Here is a 19,905-nt window from a genome sequence, read left to right as displayed (position 1 = left end):
GAGGGGGCTTGCCCCCGATAGCGTAGTGTCAGTCACCAGATACATCGACTGATTTACCGCTATCGGGAGCAAGCCCCCTCCCACATGTTGATCCGCACCAGCAGGGCGTTATTTTTTCCGCTTCGGAACCTGCACCAACTGCGTGTCAGAATAAATGTCGTGCCAGCTGCGTTTCTGCTTGTCGAACAGTGACCAGATAAACCCCAGCCCCACGCACAACCACGATGCAATCGACACCACAAAGCGCAACAGCGCCTGCCACAGGCTGATCCGCGAGCCGTCGGCGTTCTGTACGCGCACTCCCCACACCTGCATGCCCAGGGTCTGCCCGGAATGGGTCCAGAACTTGGCGAAGAAGCCAAACAGCACGAAGAACAGAATCGTCGACAGCAGCGGGTCGCCGTCCAGCGCGCCGGATTCGGTGAGAGTACGCATTTTGGCTTCGCCCACGAATGCGATCCACACCAGCTTGTAGAGAAAGGCCGTGACAATCAGTAGCGCCGTGCAGAGGAGGAAGTCATAGAACATCGCTGCCAGACGACGGCCCAGGCCAACGGCGGGGAAGTCGCCTTGGGGGCTCAGCAGGGGTTTGGACATGGCCGGCTCTCTGAAGAAAAAAAGCATTTTACGGCGCAATGCCCTTACCGCGCCCATAAAAAAGCCCCTGATGTCACCATCAGGGGCTTTTTGTCGCAGGAGGGATCAGCCTTCGGCGATCACTTCGTCAGCCTGCATGCCTTTCTGGCCTTGCACGGCGACGAAAGACACTTTCTGGCCTTCTTTCAGGCTCTTGAAGCCGTTGCCCTGAATAGCGCGGAAATGCACGAACAGATCCGGACCGCTTTCTGGAGTGATAAAACCAAACCCTTTCTCGTCGTTAAACCACTTGACGGTACCGCTCTGACGTTTATCCGACATTTTCTTATTTCCTTGACGCTAAAAATGAATGACAGCCCCTTTCGCATGAAAGAGTACTGGGCTGGGTTGCAGGAAAGTAAGAGACGTCGAACGGGTTGTAGCAAACTTTGGCTACTGCCCAGGTCCAGGTTCCAAGCGACCCATGCAAACACAGTGAGCAAACTCTACGTCAACTAATGGAGAAAAAACAAGCCCTGCGCAAAGCCCAGCTTTTGCTCGGCTTTGTGGCACTTGGGGGAACAATGGGCGGACGACTTATTCGATAGAAATGGTCACTTGTTATAGGTTGACCCCTATAACAATGACTATCGTCAATGCACTGTTTTATGGCGGTTGCGTTACAGATTAGTGCGCGTTAACGCAACCGCGTTACTTATAGAAACAATCAATCAGCCACGGTAGTACCGTTGCGGCACAAATGGCATTTTACTTACACGAAGTGGCACCTTTTTCCCACGCACCAGTGCAGAAACTTCGGTATCCAACGCAGTGAACGCGCTGTCCAGGTAGGCCATCGCCAACGGGCCGCCGAGGCTCGGGCCAAAGCCGCCGCTGCAGACGCTGCCGACCACGGTGCCGTGTTCGTCGACGATTTCCGCACCTTCACGCACGGGTGTGCGCTCCTGAGTCAGCAGGCCGACACGTTTGCGGCTCACACCGGCTTGCTGCTGGGTAAAGATCCGGTCGGCGCCGGGAAAGCCACCGGCACGAGCGCCGTCGGCGCGACGGGCCTTGGAGATCGCCCAGAGCAGGCTGGCTTCGATCGGGGTGGTGTCGGTGTTCATGTCGTGGCCATACAGGCACAGGCCGGCTTCCAGGCGCAGCGAGTCGCGGGCGCCCAGGCCGATGGCCTGGACTTCGGTCTCGGCCAGCAGGCTGCGGGCCAGGCTTTCGGCGTGGGCGGCGGGCACCGAGATTTCAAAGCCGTCTTCACCGGTGTAGCCGGAGCGGCTGACGTAGCAGTCCACGCCCAGCAGGCGCAGGGACGTGAATTGCATGAAGGTCATCTTGGTCACTTCAGGGGCCAGGCGTGCCAGCACTTTTACCGCTGCCGGGCCTTGCAGGGCGAGCAGGGCGCGTTCTTCGAACAGCGGCTCGATGCTGCACTGGTCGCCAATCCTGGCGCGCAGGTGCGCCAGGTCCTGGTCCTTGCAGGCCGCGTTGACCACCAGGAACAGCTCGTCGTTCCCCAGGTTGGCCACCATCAGGTCGTCGAGAATACCGCCTTGTTCGTTGGTGAACATGGCATAGCGCTGCATGCCTACGGGCAGGTCGATGATATCCACCGGCACCAGGGTTTCCAGGGCCTTGGCGGCATTGGCGCCGGTCAGGCGGATCTGGCCCATGTGAGACACGTCGAACAGCCCGGCCTGATCACGGGTGTGCAGGTGTTCTTTCATCACGCCCAATGGGTATTGCACCGGCATGTCGTAGCCGGCGAAGGGCACCATGCGCGCGCCGAGTTCGATGTGCAGCGCGTGCAACGGGGTTTTCAACAGGGTTTCGGTGGACATATTCAGCTCCTGAAAAACGTGCGGACGCGCTTCTAAGCGTCAGCACTCGATAATGTTGACCGCCAAACCGCCACGGGCGGTTTCCTTGTATTTGCTTTTCATGTCGGCGCCGGTCTGGCGCATGGTGCGGATGACCTTGTCGAGGGACACAAAATGCTGCCCATCGCCGCGCAAGGCCATACGCACTGCGTTGATGGCTTTGACCGAGCCCATGGCATTGCGCTCGATGCAGGGCACTTGCACCAGGCCGCCGATCGGGTCGCACGTCAGGCCGAGGTTGTGTTCCATGCCGATCTCGGCGGCGTTTTCGACCTGGGACACGCTGCCGCCCAACACTTCGCACAGCGCTCCGGCGGCCATCGAGCAGGCCACGCCGACTTCACCCTGGCAGCCAACCTCGGCACCGGAGATCGACGCGTTTTCCTTGTACAGAATCCCGATCGCGGCGGCGGTGAGCAGAAAGCGCACTACGCCGTCTTCACTCGCGCCGGGGATAAAGCGCATGTAGTAATGCAGCACCGCCGGCACAATCCCGGCCGCACCGTTGGTGGGCGCGGTGACCACACGCCCGCCGTTGGCGTTTTCTTCGTTGACCGCCAACGCGTACAGGTTGACCCAATCGAGTACCGACAACGGGTCGCGCAGGGCCGACTCCGGGTTCTTGCACAGCTGGCGATGCAGGGCGGCGGCACGACGCTTGACCTTCAAGCCTCCCGGCAAGATCCCTTCATTGCGACAGCCAGCGTCCACACAGTCCTGCATCACCTGCCAGATCTTCAGCAGGCCGTTGCGGGTTTCGGCTTCGGGGCGCCAGGCACTTTCATTGGTCAGCATCACCTGGCTGATGGACAGCCCGTAGGTGGCGCAATGACCGAGCAAGTCCTTGGCGCTCTTGAACGGGAAGGTCAGCGGCGTGGCGTCTTCGACGATCCGGTCGGCGCCGGCAGCGTCTTCATCTACCACAAAGCCACCGCCCACCGAGTAGTACTCGCGGCTGCGGATCTGGATGCCGGCGGCGTCGAAGGCACGGAAGATCATGCCGTTGGGGTGATAGGCGAGGGGTTTGCGAATCATCGCCAGGTGTTCTTTCTCGTTGAACACAATGCTGTGTTCGCCGAGCAGGTTCAAACGGCCGGCGCTGCGCATCTGTGCCAGGCGCGTGGCGACGGTTTCTGTGTTCACGGTGTCCGGGTGTTCGCCTTCCAGGCCGAGCAACACGGCCTTGTCGCTGCCGTGGCCTTTGCCGGTGGCGCCGAGTGAGCCGTAGAGTTCCACCTTGACGCAGGTGGTGGCGCTCAGCAGGTCGTCACGGCGCAAGCCCTCGACAAAGCGCGCGGCGGCGCGCATCGGGCCGACGGTGTGGGAGCTGGAGGGGCCGATGCCAATCTTGAACAGGTCGAACACGCTTAACGACATGAGTTGTTCTCCAGGTTCTTATTATTCTTGAGGTCATACGCGGTCAAGTGCGGGAGGGGCGGTGCGACGATTCGACTTGCCCCCGATGAGGGGGTGTCAGTCACCAGATCTATCAACTGACACTCTGCCATCGGGAGCAAGCCCCCTCCCACATTCTTGACCAGGTTATGCGTAGCTCTCGATCGAAGGGCAGGCGCACACGAGGTTGCGATCGCCGAACACGTTGTCGACCCGGCCGACCGGCGGCCAGTACTTGCCGTCGATCAACGACGCCAGCGGGTACACCGCTTGTTCACGGCTGTAAGGGTGGCTCCATTCGCCCACCAGTTCCGCCGCGGTGTGCGGGGCGTTTTTCAGCGGGTTGTCGTCCTTGTCCAAGGTGCCGTTTTCCACCGCGCGGATTTCTTCGCGGATGGCGATCATCGCGTCGCAGAAACGGTCCAGTTCTTCCCTGGATTCGCTTTCGGTCGGCTCGATCATCAAGGTGCCGGCCACCGGGAACGACATGGTCGGCGCGTGGAAGCCGAAGTCGATCAGGCGCTTGGCCACGTCATCCACGCTGATGCCGCTGCTGTCTTTCAACGGGCGCAAGTCCAGGATGCATTCATGCGCCACCAGGCCGTTGCTGCCGGTGTAGAGCACTGGGTAGTGCTCTTCCAGGCGACGGGAAATGTAGTTGGCGTTCAGGATCGCCAGCTGCGAAGCGCGCTTGAGGCCCGCGCCGCCCATCATGCTGATGTACATCCAGGTGATCGGCAGGATGCTCGCGCTGCCGAACGGCGCCGCGCACACCGCGCCTTCCTTGCGTGCCATGGCCGCGTGGCCGGGCAGGAATGGGGCCAGGTGGGATTTGACGCCGATCGGGCCAACGCCTGGGCCGCCGCCGCCGTGGGGGATGCAGAAGGTCTTGTGCAGGTTCAGGTGCGAGACGTCGCCGCCGAACTTGCCCGGCGCGCACAGGCCGACCATGGCGTTCATGTTGGCGCCGTCGATGTATACCTGGCCGCCGTTGTCGTGAATGATCCCGCAGATTTCGCGGATACCTTCTTCGAACACGCCGTGGGTCGACGGGTAGGTGATCATCAGCGCGGCGAGGTGGTCGCGGTGCTCGATGGCTTTGGCGCGCAGGTCTTCGATGTCGACGTTGCCGCGCGCGTCGCAAGCGGTCACCACCACGCGCATGCCGGCCATGTGGGCGGTGGCCGGGTTGGTGCCGTGGGCCGACGACGGGATCAGGCAGATGTCGCGGTGCTGATCGCCACGGCTCTGGTGATAGGCGCGAATCGCCAACAAGCCCGCGTATTCGCCCTGGGAACCGGCGTTTGGTTGCAGCGAGATGGCGTCGTAGCCGGTGGCCGCGCAGAGCATGGCTTCCAGGTCGGAGGTCAATTGCAGGTAGCCGGCGCTTTGTTCGGCCGGGGCGAATGGGTGCAGGGCACCGAATTCGGCCCAGGTCACCGGGATCATTTCGCTGGCGGCGTTGAGCTTCATGGTGCAGGAGCCCAGCGGGATCATGGTGCGGTCCAGCGCCAGGTCCTTGTCGGCCAGCTTGCGCAGGTAGCGCATCAGCTCGGTTTCCGAGTGATAACGGTTGAACACCGGATGGGTCAGGATCGGCGACTGACGCAGCAGCGCGGCCGGCAGGTTACCTTCGACCTTGGCGGCGAAGTCCGGCAGGGCTTTACCGTCGGCAAACAGTGCCCACAAGGTTTCGATATCGGCCTGGGTGGTGGTTTCATCGACCGACAGGCCGAGACGTTCGGCGTCGACCACACGCAGGTTGATGCGCTGGGCGCGGGCCTGGTCGTGCAGGGCGGCGGTGCGGGTGCCGGTGTTGAGAGTCAGCGTGTCGAAGAAGTGTTCTTGCTCGACTTTCAGGCCCAGGGCGCGCAGGCCGTTGGCCAGGATCGCGGTCAACTGGTGAATGCGCTGGGCGATCTGGGTCAGGCCTTTGGGGCCGTGGTACACGGCGTACATGCTGGCGATGTTGGCGAGCAGGACCTGGGCGGTGCAGATGTTGCTGGTGGCTTTCTCGCGGCGGATATGTTGCTCGCGGGTCTGCATGGCCAGGCGCAAGGCCGGCTTGCCGAAGCGGTCGACCGAAACACCGACCAGGCGGCCCGGCATGTCGCGCTTGAACGCATCCCTGGTGGAGAAGTACGCCGCGTGCGGGCCGCCGAAGCCCAGCGGGACGCCGAAGCGTTGCGCGCTGCCGATGGCCACGTCGGCGCCGAACTCACCCGGCGGGGTCAGCACGGTCAGGGCCAGCAGGTCGGCGGCCACGGCCACCAGGGCGTTGGCGGCGTGGAAGCGTTCGGTCAGCTCGCGATAGTCGAACACGTCGCCGTTGCTGGCCGGGTATTGCAGCAGGGCGCCGAAGAACGGGCTGACATCGCTCAGTTCGCGTTCATCGCCCACCACCACGTCGATGCCCAGCGGCTCGGCACGGGTGCGCAGCACGTCGAGGGTCTGCGGGTGGCTGTGGATCGAGGCGAAGAAGGCATTACTGGCCTTGTTCTTGCTCAGGCGCTTGCAGAAGGTCATGGCTTCGGCGGCGGCGGTGGCTTCGTCGAGCAGCGAGGCGTTGGCGATCGGCAGGCCGGTGAGGTCGCTGATCAGGGTCTGGAAATTCAGCAGCGCTTCCAGGCGGCCCTGGGAAATTTCCGGTTGGTACGGGGTGTAGGCGGTGTACCAGGCCGGGTTTTCGAGGAGGTTGCGCAGGATCGGCGACGGCGTGTGGCAGTTGTAGTAGCCCTGGCCGATGTAGGTCTTGAACAGTTGGTTCTGGCTGGCGATGGCTTTGATCCTGGCCAGGGCCTCGGCTTCGCTCAAGCCATCTTCCAGGCCGAGCACGCTGGTGCCCTTGATGCTTTCCGGGATCACACTGGCGCTCAGGGCTTCCAGGGAGTCGAAGCCCAGGCTGGCGAGCATCTGCTGCTCATCTTCCTGGCGCGGGCCGATGTGGCGGGCGATGAATTCGTTGGCGGTGCTCAAGTTGATCGTCATGGCGCGCTCCTCAGGCTTCGGCGTTGGCTTTGATCAGGCGGTCATATGCATCCTGATCCAACAGCGTAGTCACTGCGTTGGCATCGGCGGGTTTAAAGCGGAAGAACCAGCCTTCGCCCATCGGGTCTTCGTTGACCAGTTCCGGGCGGCCCTCCAGCTCGGCGTTCACTTCGAGCACTTCACCGTCCAGGGGCATGTACACGCCGCTGGCGGCTTTGACTGACTCGACGGTGGACGCCTCGGCGCCTTTTTCGTAAGCCTGCAACTCCGGCAGTTGCACGAAAACCACATCACCCAGCGCATTTTGCGCGAATGCGGTGATACCCACGGTGACGCTGCCGTCAGCTTCGGCGCGCAGCCATTCGTGATCTTCAGTGAAACGCAACTCGCTCATGGAAACTCCTCGGGGCCAGATTCGTCTGGTGGACGGGATTGGAATAATGGGGAGTTGCTTAGCAATATCGCGGCCAATGTCATTAAGTGTTTATAAATCAATGACTTGATAAAAATGACGAATGCGTTGCCGGCTGAGGCTGTAGCGATTTCGCTACAGTTCGGCGCTGGAAAAAAAGCCTATGTGGATCAAAGCCTTGCATGGCGCGCAAAAAGCAGGGTTGTAGCGATATCGTTACGCTGTAGCGCTTTCAGTACAGTTGATGTCGTTCTCAGACCCAATTTGGAATGCGAGCCCTGTAGGCGCGAGCTTGCTCGCGAAGATCGTCAACGATGATGTGGGAAGCCTGGATGAACGCGGTGCGCTCGGGTTTTTCGCGAGCAAGCTCGCTCCTACAGTGGACAGCGCGCTGCTCAGGGTTTGTTGGGGATGCCGTATTTGCGCAGGCGATGGGCGATAGCGGTGTGGGAGGTTTGCAGGCGGCTTGCCAACTGGCGGGTCGAGGGGTAGCTGGCGTAGAGCTTCTCCAGCAGGCTGCGTTCGAAGTCTTCCACGGCCTGTTCCAGGCTGGTGATTTCGCTGTCGCTCTGACGTGCGACCGAGGTGCCGGCGATGTCCAGGTCGCCGATGTCCACCAGGCTGCTTTCACAGATGGCGGCGGCGCGGAAGATCACGTTCTGCAACTGCCGCACGTTGCCCGGCCAGCGGTTGCCGAGCAAGGCCGGGTAAGTGCCGGGGGCCAGGCGGCAGACCGGGCGCTGGATCTGCGCGCAGGCCTGCTGCATGAAGTAGCGCGCCAGCAGCAGGATGTCCTGGCCGCGCTCGCGCAGGGGCGGCACTTCGACATTGAGGACGTTGAGGCGGTAGAACAGGTCTTCGCGAAAGGTGCCCTCGGCGACCATCTTCTCCAGGTCGCGGTGGGTGGCGCTGAGGATACGCACGTTCACCTTCACTTCGCGGTCGCCGCCTACCCGGCGAAAGCTGCCGTCGTTGAGAAAGCGCAGCAGCTTGGCCTGCAGGTACGGCGACATTTCGCCGATCTCATCGAGGAACACCGTGCCCTGGTTGGCCAGTTCCATCAGCCCCGGCTTACCGCCGCGCTGGGCCCCGGTAAAGGCGCCGGGGGCGTAGCCGAACAGTTCGCTTTCGGCGAGGTTTTCCGGCAGCGCCGCGCAGTTCAGCGCCAGGAACGGCGCACTGCAGCGTGCGCTGATGGCGTGGCAGGCCCGCGCCACCAGCTCTTTGCCGGTGCCGGTCTCGCCCTGGATCAACAGCGGCGCATCGAGTACCGCGACACGCTGCGCGCGCGCCTTGAGGGTGCGGATCGCCGGCGACTCGCCGAGCAGCGCATCGAAACCTTCGGCATGGTCGTGGTGCAGCGCCGACAATTGTTCGCCGATGCGGTTGGGCTGGTAGAGGCTGAGCAGGGCACCGGCATCGGTGATCGGTGTCGCCTCCAGCAGCAGGGTCTGGCCGTTGACGCTGATCTCGCGCAGAGGCAAGCGAAAGCCTTGCTCCAGCAAGGTGTCGAGCAAGGCCGGATCGTTGAACAGTTCGCTGATGCTTTCGCCGGCCGGTTCGCGACCGTATAAGGCGATCAACGCCGGGTTGGCCAGCAGGATCTTGCCTGCGCTGTCCAGGGCCAGCACCGGGTCGGTCATGGCCGCCAGCAGGGCATCGAGTTGCAGGTGGCGGCGTTGGCCGGGGAGGATGTCCACCACGGTCACTGCCTGCACGCCGTTGACGCTGAACAGCGCGTCCCGCAGCTCTTCGAGGACTTCGGCGCTCAGGGTCGGCGCGTCGATGTAGACGTTGGGCGGCACCATCTCGACCGCGTCCAGGTTGAGATTGCGCCCACCGAGCAAGGCCAGGACTTCCTGGGTAATGCCGACGCGGTCGATGAAGCTGACGTGGATACGCATGGGGCGGCTGACAATTCTGGGGAGCGAGAGGCGGCAAGTATGCCAGACAGGGGGGGAGATCAAAAATGGGGGAGGGGCGGTGCGACGATTCGACTTGCCCCTCCCACATTTGGACCGAGTTATGCGAGGTGTTCGGGTTTGACGGGGTCGCCGGGCTTCACATTCAACTGATGCCGCACATCTTCGAACATCGAGTCGTACTGCTTGTGCATCTCGCCATTGAGTGTCGCGCTCTTCGGCATCCCGTACTTCTGCGCGATATTCATCGCGTGCCGGGCAAAGTCGAAGGCCTGGTCCTTGGGCAGGAAGAATTCTTCCTTGAGGTCCTTGCCCTGCACCGACCCATGCAGGGTGAACAGCATCCCCTGGCCTTCCTTGGGATGCTGGCTGATTTCATAGTCGATGCACAGGTTGTAGCTGTAGTCGCCGTCGTGCAGCGCGTGACGTTCGATGTGCAAGTGCCCGGGTGCAAAGGTGGCCATAGGCGTTTCTCCTCAACTTCACAGATAACGGATGCCAGGGGTCGCTGTGCTGACACGGGTGCCGGCGGTGCCCTGGACGATGGCTTCGATGTCCGAGAGTGAACCGATCACCGCGGTTTTGCCAGTCTGGCGGGCGAACTCGCAGGCCGCTTGGACCTTGGGCCCCATGGAACCGGCGGCGAAACCGAGTTTTTCCATGTCGTCCGGGTGGGCCTGGCTGATAGCCTTCTGGGTGGGTTTGCCGTAGTCGATAAACGCCGCGTTGACGTCGGTGGCGATCACCAGCAAATCGGCTTCCAGTTGCGAAGCCAGCAGCGATGAGCACAGGTCTTTGTCGATGACCGCTTCAATGCCGCGCAGTTTGCCGTCTTCGCCATACATCGTCGGGATACCGCCACCGCCGGCGCAGATCACGATGCTGCCTTTCTCCAGCAGCCATTGGATCGGGCGAATTTCAAAGATGCGTTTCGGCCGCGGGCTGGCCACCACGCGGCGGTATTTATCGCCATCCGGGGCAATGGTCCAGCCTTTCTCCGCGGCGAGTTTCTCGGCTTCGGCCTGGGAGTACACCGGGCCGATCGGTTTGCTGGGTTTTTTGAAGGCCGGGTCGTTGGCGTCCACTTCGACCTGGGTGAGCAGGGTGGCAAACGGGACTTCGAAGTCCAGCAGGTTGCCCAGTTCCTGTTCGATGATGTAACCGATCATGCCTTCGGTTTCGGCACCGAGCACGTCCAGCGGGTACGGCGAGACGCTGGTGTAGGCCGCTGCCTGCAACGACAGCAGGCCGACTTGCGGGCCATTGCCGTGGGCGATCACCAGCTCGTTGCCGGAATGGATCTTGGCAATCTGTTCGGTAGCGATTCGGATATTGGCGCGTTGGTTGTCCGCTGTCATGGGTTCACCACGGCGGAGCAGGGCGTTACCGCCCAGTGCAACGACGATACGCATAATGCAATCCTTCTAGAGTTCAGCGTGTGAACACAGGACTAAGTGTGGGAGGGCGCGTGCTCCCGATGGCGGGCTAACATTCAATACTTGTGTCGACTGATACACCGCTATCGGGGGCAAGTCGAATCGTCGCACCGCCCCTCCCACATTTTGACCGTGTTCCTACAGTAGACGTTGTGTCGAAATCAGATATCCGCCAACGCCGACACCAGGATCGCCTTGATGGTATGCATGCGGTTTTCCGCCTGTTCAAAGGCAATGTTGGCCGGGGATTCAAACACCTCTTCGGTCACTTCCACGCCATTGGCCAGGTTCGGATAACGCGTGGCGATGTCCTTGCCGACCTTGGTTTCGCTGTTATGGAACGCCGGCAGGCAGTGCATGAACTTCACCCGGGGGTTGCCCGAGGCTTTCATCATCTTGGCGTTGACCTGGTACGGCAGCAGTTGCTCGATACGCTCGTCCCACGCTTCCACCGGCTCACCCATGGACACCCAAATATCGGTGTGGATGAAGTCCACGCCCTTCACCGCTTCAAGAGGGTCTTCGGTGATGGTGATGCGCGCGCCGCTTTCTTCGGCAAAGGCCTGGCACTGTTTGATGAAGTCTTCGTGGGGCCACAGGGCTTTCGGCGCGCCGATACGCACGTCCATGCCCAGCTTGGCGCCGATCATCAGCAGCGAGTTGCCCATGTTGTAGCGTGCGTCGCCCAGGTAGGCGTAGCTGATGTCATGCAGCGGCTTGTCGCTGTGTTCGCGCATGGTCAGGGTGTCGGCGATCATTTGGGTCGGGTGGAATTCGGCGGTCAGGCCGTTGAACACCGGCACACCGGCGAACTTGGCCAGTTCTTCGACGATTTCCTGCTCGAAGCCACGGTATTCAATGGCATCGAACATCCGACCGAGGACGCGGGCGGTGTCTTTCATGCTTTCTTTGTGGCCGATCTGCGACGACACCGGGTCGATGTAGGTGACGTGGGCACCCTGGTCGTGGGCCGCGACTTCGAAGGCGCAGCGGGTGCGGGTCGAGGTTTTTTCGAAGATCAGCGCGATGTTCTTGCCCTTGAGGTGCGCGCGCTCGGTGCCGGTGTATTTGGCGCGTTTGAGGTCGCGGGACAGGTCCAGCAGGTAGTGCAGCTCGCGATTGGTGTGGTGCATCAGCGACAGCAGGCTGCGGTTGCGCATGTTGAAAGCCATGGTGGATCTCCTTGTGTTCAGGTTATCCCCTTGGCCGACGCCTTGTGGGCGGCGGCCAAGGCCTGGAAATTAATAGTCGATAGGGTCGCGGATGATCGGACAGGTCATGCAGTGGCCGCCGCCACGGCCACGACCGAGTTCACCGGCACTGATGGTGATGACTTCCACGCCGGACTTGCGCAGCAGGGTGTTGGTGTAGGTGTTGCGGTCGTAGCCGATCACCACGCCAGGCTCCAGGGCCACGACGTTGTTGCCGTCGTCCCACTGCTCGCGCTCGGCGGCGAAGCTGTTGCCGCCGGTTTCGACCACGCGCAGGGTTTTGAGCTTGAGGGCGGTGGCGACCACGTCGAGGAAGCTTGCGTCTTCACGGCGCACATCGATGCCACCGGGCTTGCTGTCGTCCGGGCGCAGGCTGAAGGCGACGATCTGGCTGACCACTTCGGGGAAGATGGTGACCAGGTCGCGGTCGCAGAAGCTGAACACGGTATCCAAGTGCATCGCCGCGCGGGATTTCGGCAGGCCGGCGACGATGACGCGCTCGACGGCTTTGTGCTTGAACAGGTTCAGCGCCAGTTGGCCGATGGCCTGGCGCGACGAACGCTCGCCCATGCCGATCAACACCACGCCGTTGCCGAGCGGCATGACGTCGCCGCCTTCGAGGGTGGCGTTGCCATGGTCCTGGTCCGGGTCGCCGTACCAGATCTGGAAGTCGGCGTTGGTGAACTCGGGGTGGAATTTGTAGATGGCGCTGGCCAGCAGGGTTTCCTGGCGTCGCGCCGGCCAGTACATCGGGTTCAGCGTCACGCCGCCAAAGATCCAGCAGGTGGTGTCGCGGGTGAACTGGGTGTTCGGCAGCGGCGGCAGGATGAAGCTGGAGTGGCCGAGGAAATCGCGGAACATCTCGATGGTCTTGCCACCGAAGCTGTCCGGCAGGTCATCGGCCGACACGCCACCGATCAGGAACTCGGCGATTTTGCGCGGCTCCAGGCTGCGCAGCCACGAGCCGACTTCGTTGATCAGGCCGAGGCCGACCTGGTTGGCGGTGATCTTGCGTTCCAGAATCCAGTCCAGGGCTTCGGGGATGGCGACGATATCGGTCAACAGGTTGTGCATTTCCAGCACATCGATGTCCCGTTCGCGCATCTTGGTGACAAAGTCGAAATGGTCGCGCTTGGCCTGGGCCACCCACAGCACATCATCGAACAGCAGTTCGTCGCAGTTGTTGGGGGTCAGCCGCTGGTGGGCCAAACCTGGGGAGCACACCATGACTTTACGCAGTTTGCCGGCTTCGGAATGTACGCCGTACTTCACTTTTTCCGTGGTCATTACAGATCCTCCAGTGAGCAACAATTACATAGTCAGGAAGCCGGCGTAGAGGCCATAGGCAGCCACCAGGGCGCCAACGACCACCGCAGCGAAAATCAGCTTCTCGACGTTGGTGAAAATCGGTTTGCCCAGTTCATGCTTGGCCTTGGCGAACAGGATCGCGCCAGGGGCATAGAGCAGGGCGGAGAGCAGCAGGTATTTGGTACCGCCGGCGTAGAGCAGCCAGACCGCATAGATCAGCGCGATCGCGCCGATGATCAGGTCCTTTCTGCGCTCGGCCGGGGCGTTTTCGTAGGTCTCGCCACGTACCGCCAGCAGCAGCGCATAAGCTGCCGACCACAGGTAAGGCACCAGGATCATCGAGGTGGCGAGGTAGATCAGCGACAGGTACGTGCTGGCGGAAAACAGGGTAATCACCAGGAACACCTGGACCAGTGCGTTGGTCAGCCACAGGGCATTGGCCGGCACGTGGTTGGCGTTCTCGCGGCGCAGGAACTCCGGCATGGTGTGGTCCTTGGCGGCGGCGAACATGATCTCCGCACACAGCAACACCCACGACAGCAGCGCGCCGAGCAGCGAGATGACCAGGCCGACGCTGATCAACACGGCGCCCCAGTGGCCCACGACGTGCTCCAGCACGGCCGCCATCGACGGGTTCTGCAGCTTGGCCAGTTCCGGTTGGGTCATGATGCCCAGGGACAGCACGTTGACCAGCATCAGGAACAGCAGCACGGTGATAAAGCCGATCACAGTGGCCTTGCCCACGTCGCTGCGTTTTTCGGCCCGCGCCGAGAAGATGCTTGCGCCTTCGATGCCGATGAACACCCACACGGTGACCAGCATCATGTTGCGCACTTGGTTCATCACGCTGCCCAGGTCCGGGTTTTTCAGGCCCCAGATGTCAGCGGTGAAGATGTCCAGCTTGAACGCGAATACAGCGATCAGCACGAACAGCACCAGCGGCACGACCTTGGCGACGGTGGTCACCAGGTTGATGAACGCCGCTTCCTTGATCCCGCGCAATACCAGGAAATGCACGGCCCACAGCAGCACCGAAGCGCCTATCACCGCGGCCGGGGTGTTGCCCTCGCCAAAGATCGGGAAGAAGTAGCCGAGGGTGCTGAACAAGAGCACGAAGTAGCCGACGTTGCCCAGCCAGGCGCTGATCCAGTACCCCCAGGCGGACGAGAAGCCCATGTAGTCGCCGAAGCCGGCCTTGGCGTAGGCATATACGCCGCCGTCGAGATCGGGTTTGCGGTTGGCCAGGGTCTGGAACACAAACGCCAGGGTCAACATGCCTACAGCCGTAATCACCCAGCCAATCAGGACGGCGCCGACATCGGCGCTGGCCGCCATGTTTTGCGGCAGAGAGAAGATCCCGCCGCCAATCATTGAACCCACGACAAGTGCAACCAGTGCGCCAAGTCGAAGTTTTCCGGCAGATTCAGACATTGTATGACTCCAATGCAGGAGAAGAGAGACCACAGAATAATTCCGTGCGCTAATCAAACAGCTGACTCAGATCACATCATTGGCACATTCCATTGTGAATTAATGACTTAGAGTGAAAATGCCGTGCGCGCGATAGTGCCGCCAAGACGCTCGTCGTAGAGCCTCTATGCGCTTTTTTATTATTAAGGTTTCCTGATTGCAGGGACGTTTCAAGCTAGCCCCTTTTGGTGAATGTGCAAACTTTTTCCGGGCCGGCTTGGCAGGACACTCAAATCCTTAAAGTTCAATACTTATTTAATTTATAAATTTGACTAAACTCTGTTTTTTGACATGCCTTTGGGTTATTAGAGCCTGCGTTTTATTCGCGATATCTGATAAACGCTAACGCGCCTGCGTAAATTAGTTGAGTACACGGTGGTTCTTTTAATTCTGGAGAATTCATGTCGCAATCGTCTGAAAAGCTTCGACTCAGCGCCTTGATCGCCCTGGTGGTGGGCTCCATGATCGGCGGCGGGATTTTTTCCCTGCCACAAAACATGGCCGCGCGCGCGGAAGTCGGCGCGGTATTGATCGGCTGGGCGATCACCGCCGTGGGCATGCTGACCCTGGCATTTGTGTTCCAGACCCTGGCCAACCGCAAACCCGAGCTGGATTCCGGGGTGTATGCCTACGCCAAGGCCGGCTTCGGCGACTACATGGGCTTCTCGTCCGCCTGGGGTTACTGGATCAGTGCGTGGATGGGCAACGTCGGCTACTTCGTGTTGCTGTTCAGCACCCTCGGCTATTTTTTTCCTGTATTCGGCGAAGGCAATACGCCAGTGGCCATCGGCTGCGCCTCGGTGTTGCTGTGGGCCGTGCATTTTCTGGTGATGCGCGGGATCAAGGAGGCGGCGTTCATCAACCAGATCACCACCGTGGCCAAGCTCGTGCCGCTGCTGATGTTCGTGGTCATCGCCGGCGTGGCGTTCAAGGCCGATGTCTTCACCGCCGACATCTGGGGCCTGGGCAAGCCGCATTTCGGCAGTGTGATGAATCAGGTGCGCAACATGATGCTGGTCACGGTGTTCGTGTTCATCGGCATCGAGGGCGCCAGCGTGTACTCGGCGCGGGCGCAGAAACGCTCGGACGTGGGCCGGGCCACGGTGATCGGGTTTCTCGGTGTGCTGGCGTTGCTGGTGCTGGTGAACCTGCTGTCCCTGGGGATCATGAGCCAGGCGGAACTGGCGCAATTGCAGAACCCGTCCCTGGCCGGCGTGCTGGAGCACATCGTCGGTCCCTGGGGCGCGCTGCTGATCAGCATCGGTTTGGCGGTATCGCTGCTGGGCGCGTTGTTGTCATGGGCGCTGCTCTGCGCGGAAATCCTCTACGCCACGGCCCATGACAAGACCATGCCGGCCTTCCTGAAAAAGGAAAACGCCAATCAGGTGCCGGTCAATGCGCTGTGGCTGACCAATGTGATGATCCAGATATTCCTGGTGATCACGCTGTTTTCCGAAAGCACCTACACCACCCTGATTTACCTGGCTTCATCCATGATCCTGGTGCCTTACCTGTGGTCGGCGGCCTACGCGGTGTTGTTGAGCGGGCGCGGGGAAACCTACGAAGGCGCCCAGCGCCAGCGTCTGAAAGATCTGCTGGTGGGCTTGATTGCATTGGGCTACGCGGTGTGGCTGCTGTACGCCGGGGGCCTGAAGTACTTGCTGCTGTCGGCGTTGCTGTATGCGCCGGGCGTGGTGCTGTTTGCCCTGGCCAAGCGCGAGCAGGGCCTGCCGTTGTTTACCCATGTGGAAAAAGGCATTTTCGCCTGTGTGATTGCGGGCGCGGGGTTGGCGGCGTATGGGCTGTATAGCGGAGTGTTGTCGTTATGAGCAGGGTGGCTTGATCGTGTGGGCCTCATCGCGGGCACGCCCGCGATGGCGGTCTCAGGTCACCAGCGAGGCCGGTGCGACCCCAATTCCCCTGCCGGCAAATCCCACTGCAACGGTGTGCCGCTGATGGTCAGCGGCGCGAGCAATCGGTGCGCCGGTCCCCAGGCGGTTTGCTCCACCACCAGCCCCTGGTCTTCGAGGGCTTCGGCCCGCAATGCCGGTTGCTCCGGAACCGGCCCGGCCTCCATCAAGCATTTTGCCGTGCGCGCCAACGACAACCGCGCCGAGCCGCCACGGCCGGACGCCAAGCGCTCGCGCAGGGCCTGGATCGCGCTGGCCGCCATCAAGTAGCCGGTGGCGTGATCCAGCGCCTGCAACGGCAGCGGCACAGGTTTATCCGTGTGTTTCCAGGCCATGCCCGCGTCGGCGATGCCGCAGCTCATCTGCACCAGGCTGTCGAAGCCCCGGCGATTGCGCCACGGGCCGCTCCAGCCATAGGCGTTGAGGCTCACGTCGATCAGGCCGGGGGCGAGCTGTTGCAATGCGTGGGCGGTGTAGCCCAATTGCTCGAGGGCATCGGCGCGGTAACCGTGGAACAGGATATCGGTGTCTTTGAGCAACCCTTCGAAAACCTGGCGGTCTGCGGCGGTTTTCAGGTCCAGGCGCGCACAGCGTTTGCCCAGGGTCATTTCCGGCACCACGCCCGGCTCGTTCCAGGTCGGCGAGTCGATGCGCAGCACGTCCGCGCCCAGCCCGGCGAGAAAACGACTGGCCACGGGGCCGGCCAGCACGCGGGTCAGGTCCAGCACTTTGAGGCCGGCCAGCGGGCGGGCCGCCGAGCCGCGCCAGGGCCTGTTGGCGGCGGGTTCAAAAGTTTGGCGCTGAACCAGGTGCTCGGCATTCACCGCCAAGCCTTGGGGATGTTGCTGCCAGGCCTGCCACGACCGCATCTGCGCGGCACAACCGCCGGCATCGACAATCGCCTGCTCCAGCTCGGCAGCGTTCCACGCGACGACCTTGCTCGCCATCCCGGCACGGTCAGCGACGTGGCCCAGCACCCGCTCGGCAGCCGCACGGTGATGCGGCGCGTTGGTGTGCAAGCGAATCCAGCCGTCGGCGCTGGCATAGTCGCCGGCTACCGGGTCCCACAGTGGCGGTACTTGCCAGCCTGTGGGGCGGATCGAAGAAGAGAACCAGAAAGACGCGAGGCGTCGGTCCACGCTCACGCTGGGCAAGCGCCCGGTCTGTTGCAGGATGAGTTGGGCAACCGCCTGGCCGGCGGCGCCGATGCTGGCGCAGGCCAGGTCGCTCACGGCGAAGATCGACGGCAAGGCGCCGGCCCCGGTCGAGGTCAGCGGGGTGCGCGGTAGATCGAGTGCGGCTTGGATGGGAGTCAGCAGGTCAGTCATCGAAGGCCCTCCATAAGAGAAGGGCCACTATAGAAGATCATCACACCGGTGTGACAACCCCCGGCGTCAATGGCAGGTCGATGCTGGCGCTGAAACCGCCGTCGGGATGATTGGTCAGGATCAGGTTGCCGCCATGCCGTTCCGCTGCGCGCCGTGCAATCGCCAGACCCAGGCCGTGGCCCTGCGCCGTTTGGCCGGGGGCGCGGTAGAACGGCTCGCCCAGTTGGCTCAGGTGCTCGGCTTCGACGCCGGGGCCGTGGTCGCGCACGCTGATCAGAATGCGTTCGCCCAGGCGGCGCGCCTGCAACTCGATCGGTTGGCCGGGCGGGTTGAAGCGCTGGGCATTGCGCAACAGGTTATCCACGGCGCGTTCGATCATGGTCGGCCAGCCTTTGAGGCGCAGGTCGGGATCGGCGCTCAGTTGCACCACTTGGTCCGGCGCGCTGAGTTGGGCGTCCTTTTGCAGGGTCTTGAGCAGCGGGATGAGGTCGACGTCTTCGGCACTGGCGTTGTCGGCATCGACCCGGGCCAGCACCAGGATTTCGCTGATCAGCGCTTCCAGGCGGTCGCACTCGCGGGTCAGGCGCGGCCAGAGTCTTTCCCGTTCCTCGGGGCCGGCCCGCTCGGCCAGGGCCAGGGCGATACGCAGGCGGGCCAGGGGCGAGCGCAGTTCGTGGGACACGTCTCGCAGCAGCTGGCGCTGGCTGCCGATCAGGCTCTGCAAGCGTGCGCCCATGCGGTTGAAGTCGGTGGCGAGTACGCCGAACTCATCGCGGCGGTTGGCCAGTTGCGCCAGGCTGTTCTGCTGGTAGGTGGCCTGGCCGAGGTCGTGTACCGCGCCACGCAGGCGGCTTAAGGGGCGGGTGATGGACAGCGTCACCAGCAGGCTGAACAGGGTCAGCACCACCAGGGCAATCGCCAATGCGCTCAACGGCCACATCAGGCTGCTGCGGTGCCAGGCGTCCAGCTCCGGGTGGGGGATGCGATAGATCAGCAGGTAGGTGTCGCCGGTCTTTTCGCTGGTGTACTCGGCGGTCAGGCGCCGCCAGGGCAGGTGGCCGTCCTTGCTGTCGTTCTGCCGGGCTTCGAAGGCGGCGGCGCGGCGCGGAAAGGTGCCGCGGACCACGGGCTCGCCGCTTTCGTTGAGTACTTGCACGTCAATGTGATACTGACGCTTGCGCTGTTGCAGCAAGTCTTGGGCGGCGTCCTCGCCCTGGGCTTCGTAGAGTTGGGTCCACTCTTCGGCCAGGTTATTGAGGCCGGGGTGGCGGCTGAGAATCCAGGCGTCCTGGTTGAGCATATGCCCAAGCAGGATCGACAGCCCGGCAACCAAGGCGATAGCCAGCCAGAAACTGGCCAGGATGCGCCAGAACAATGAACGCACAGGAAACCCTCAAACAGGAAAAGCCCAGCGGCGCGAACCGCTGGGCTGGGGCAGTGAAGCTAACGCATTATTGCGCTTTTTGCGGCTGCTGCGCTTTCCAGGCCTGGAATTCCTTCCATTCGGCGCGGCGTTGTTCCTGTTTCTTGACGATCTCGTCGAATTTCTTCTGCTGGTCAGGCTTGAGTACGGCACGGATATCGGCCTGGGTTTTCTGCTTGCCGGCGGCGATTTCATCTTGCATGGCTTTCTGCTCAGCAGCCGGGAGTTTGTCCAGGTACTTTTTGACCAGGTCTTTGCGAGCCTGCCATTGGTCACCCATCAGCTTGCCAATTTGCTCGCGCTGTTCCTTGCTCAAGTCCAGCTGGCTGAGCGGGCCACCTTTGCCACGCGGACCATGTTCACCGCCGTGGCCTGGGCCACCCATCATCATGTGGCCTTCTGGGCCGCCCATCGGGCCTGGGCCTTCGGGCATTGCCGCCATGGCAACGGTGGGCAGGGCAGCGGCGAACATCAGAGCGATTAGGGTCTTGCGCATGGTGATTCTCCTGTCTCTATTCCGGTGAGTCCGGATGTGAGTAGATTACGGAGATCAAGGTCAGCGGCGGTCAGGTGTGGGTAAAGCTTGGGTAAAGAGGGTTTTGGCGGCGGCTGACAAAACCCTTGGAAACGA

Annotated in this window: 16 protein-coding genes; 1 reads left to right on the top strand and 15 read right to left on the bottom strand. The window is 62.1% G+C overall.

What is annotated here, in order from left to right:
• Window positions 1–108: 108 nt before the first annotated feature.
• The 12 genes from LQ249_RS24760 to arcD (LQ249_RS24705) all read right to left on the bottom strand — a co-directional run bounded on the left by LQ249_RS24760 (window position 109) and on the right by arcD (LQ249_RS24705) (window position 14,574).
• A complete protein-coding gene (locus tag LQ249_RS24760) occupies window positions 109–597 on the bottom strand; it encodes an RDD family protein (RefSeq protein WP_017847138.1) in 489 nt (162 codons plus the stop codon).
• A 105-nt stretch (window positions 598–702) separates the two neighbouring features.
• A complete protein-coding gene (locus LQ249_RS24755) occupies window positions 703–918 on the bottom strand; it encodes a cold-shock protein (RefSeq protein ID WP_017847139.1) in 216 nt (71 codons plus the stop codon).
• A 389-nt stretch (window positions 919–1,307) separates the two neighbouring features.
• Window positions 1,308–2,432, bottom strand: coding sequence for a glycine cleavage system aminomethyltransferase GcvT (gcvT, locus tag LQ249_RS24750; protein ID WP_017847140.1), 1,125 nt, complete (start codon window positions 2,430–2,432; stop codon window positions 1,308–1,310).
• Between the two features lie 39 nt (window positions 2,433–2,471).
• Window positions 2,472–3,848 carry an L-serine ammonia-lyase gene (locus tag LQ249_RS24745; RefSeq protein ID WP_017847141.1) on the bottom strand — a complete coding sequence of 459 codons (1,377 nt, stop codon included), beginning with the start codon at window positions 3,846–3,848 and terminating at the stop codon, window positions 2,472–2,474.
• A gap of 165 nt (window positions 3,849–4,013) precedes the next feature.
• A complete protein-coding gene (gene gcvP, locus LQ249_RS24740) occupies window positions 4,014–6,854 on the bottom strand; it encodes an aminomethyl-transferring glycine dehydrogenase (RefSeq protein ID WP_126588756.1) in 2,841 nt (946 codons plus the stop codon).
• A 10-nt stretch (window positions 6,855–6,864) separates the two neighbouring features.
• The gene (gene gcvH / locus LQ249_RS24735) at window positions 6,865–7,248 is read right to left on the bottom strand and encodes a glycine cleavage system protein GcvH (protein WP_046382263.1); all 384 of its coding nucleotides are present in this window, start codon (window positions 7,246–7,248) and stop codon (window positions 6,865–6,867) included.
• 413 nt (window positions 7,249–7,661) lie between these two features.
• Window positions 7,662–9,170 (bottom strand): sigma-54-dependent transcriptional regulator, encoded by a 1,509-nt coding sequence (locus LQ249_RS24730; RefSeq protein WP_017847144.1) that lies wholly within the window; start codon window positions 9,168–9,170, stop codon window positions 7,662–7,664.
• 119 nt (window positions 9,171–9,289) lie between these two features.
• On the bottom strand, window positions 9,290–9,652 hold the full coding sequence (locus LQ249_RS24725; RefSeq protein WP_079444584.1) for a DUF5064 family protein: 363 nt from the start codon (window positions 9,650–9,652) through the stop codon (window positions 9,290–9,292).
• 18 nt (window positions 9,653–9,670) lie between these two features.
• Window positions 9,671–10,600, bottom strand: coding sequence for a carbamate kinase (gene arcC / locus LQ249_RS24720; RefSeq protein ID WP_017847146.1), 930 nt, complete (start codon window positions 10,598–10,600; stop codon window positions 9,671–9,673).
• A gap of 185 nt (window positions 10,601–10,785) precedes the next feature.
• Window positions 10,786–11,796 carry an ornithine carbamoyltransferase gene (locus LQ249_RS24715; protein WP_017847147.1) on the bottom strand — a complete coding sequence of 337 codons (1,011 nt, stop codon included), beginning with the start codon at window positions 11,794–11,796 and terminating at the stop codon, window positions 10,786–10,788.
• 69 nt (window positions 11,797–11,865) lie between these two features.
• The gene (gene arcA / locus LQ249_RS24710; protein WP_017847148.1) at window positions 11,866–13,122 is read right to left on the bottom strand and encodes an arginine deiminase; all 1,257 of its coding nucleotides are present in this window, start codon (window positions 13,120–13,122) and stop codon (window positions 11,866–11,868) included.
• A gap of 24 nt (window positions 13,123–13,146) precedes the next feature.
• Window positions 13,147–14,574 (bottom strand): arginine-ornithine antiporter, encoded by a 1,428-nt coding sequence (gene arcD, locus LQ249_RS24705; RefSeq protein ID WP_026140052.1) that lies wholly within the window; start codon window positions 14,572–14,574, stop codon window positions 13,147–13,149.
• 440 nt (window positions 14,575–15,014) lie between these two features.
• On the opposite strand from arcD (LQ249_RS24705), the gene arcD (LQ249_RS24700) reads away from it, so the two are divergent.
• The gene (gene arcD / locus LQ249_RS24700; RefSeq protein ID WP_046382266.1) at window positions 15,015–16,442 is read left to right on the top strand and encodes an arginine-ornithine antiporter; all 1,428 of its coding nucleotides are present in this window, start codon (window positions 15,015–15,017) and stop codon (window positions 16,440–16,442) included.
• 59 nt (window positions 16,443–16,501) lie between these two features.
• Here arcD (LQ249_RS24700) and LQ249_RS24695 read toward each other — a convergent pair whose 3' ends face one another.
• From LQ249_RS24695 to LQ249_RS24685, 3 genes are all read right to left on the bottom strand, one after another.
• Entirely contained in the window at window positions 16,502–17,851 is a 1,350-nt protein-coding gene (locus tag LQ249_RS24695; protein ID WP_057004522.1) for a CoA transferase, read from the bottom strand.
• A gap of 40 nt (window positions 17,852–17,891) precedes the next feature.
• On the bottom strand, window positions 17,892–19,235 hold the full coding sequence (locus LQ249_RS24690) for a sensor histidine kinase (RefSeq protein ID WP_046382268.1): 1,344 nt from the start codon (window positions 19,233–19,235) through the stop codon (window positions 17,892–17,894).
• Window positions 19,236–19,302: 67 nt separating this feature from the next.
• Complete coding sequence (locus LQ249_RS24685; RefSeq protein WP_046382269.1) at window positions 19,303–19,770, bottom strand: LTXXQ domain protein; 468 nt, start codon at window positions 19,768–19,770, stop codon at window positions 19,303–19,305.
• Between the last annotated feature and the right edge of the window lie 135 nt (window positions 19,771–19,905).

It is taken from the genome of Pseudomonas sp. 7-41, assembly GCF_021233075.1.
Lineage (GTDB): Bacteria > Pseudomonadota > Gammaproteobacteria > Pseudomonadales > Pseudomonadaceae > Aquipseudomonas > Aquipseudomonas veronii.
This window is presented reverse-complemented; position numbering and strand designations above follow the sequence as displayed.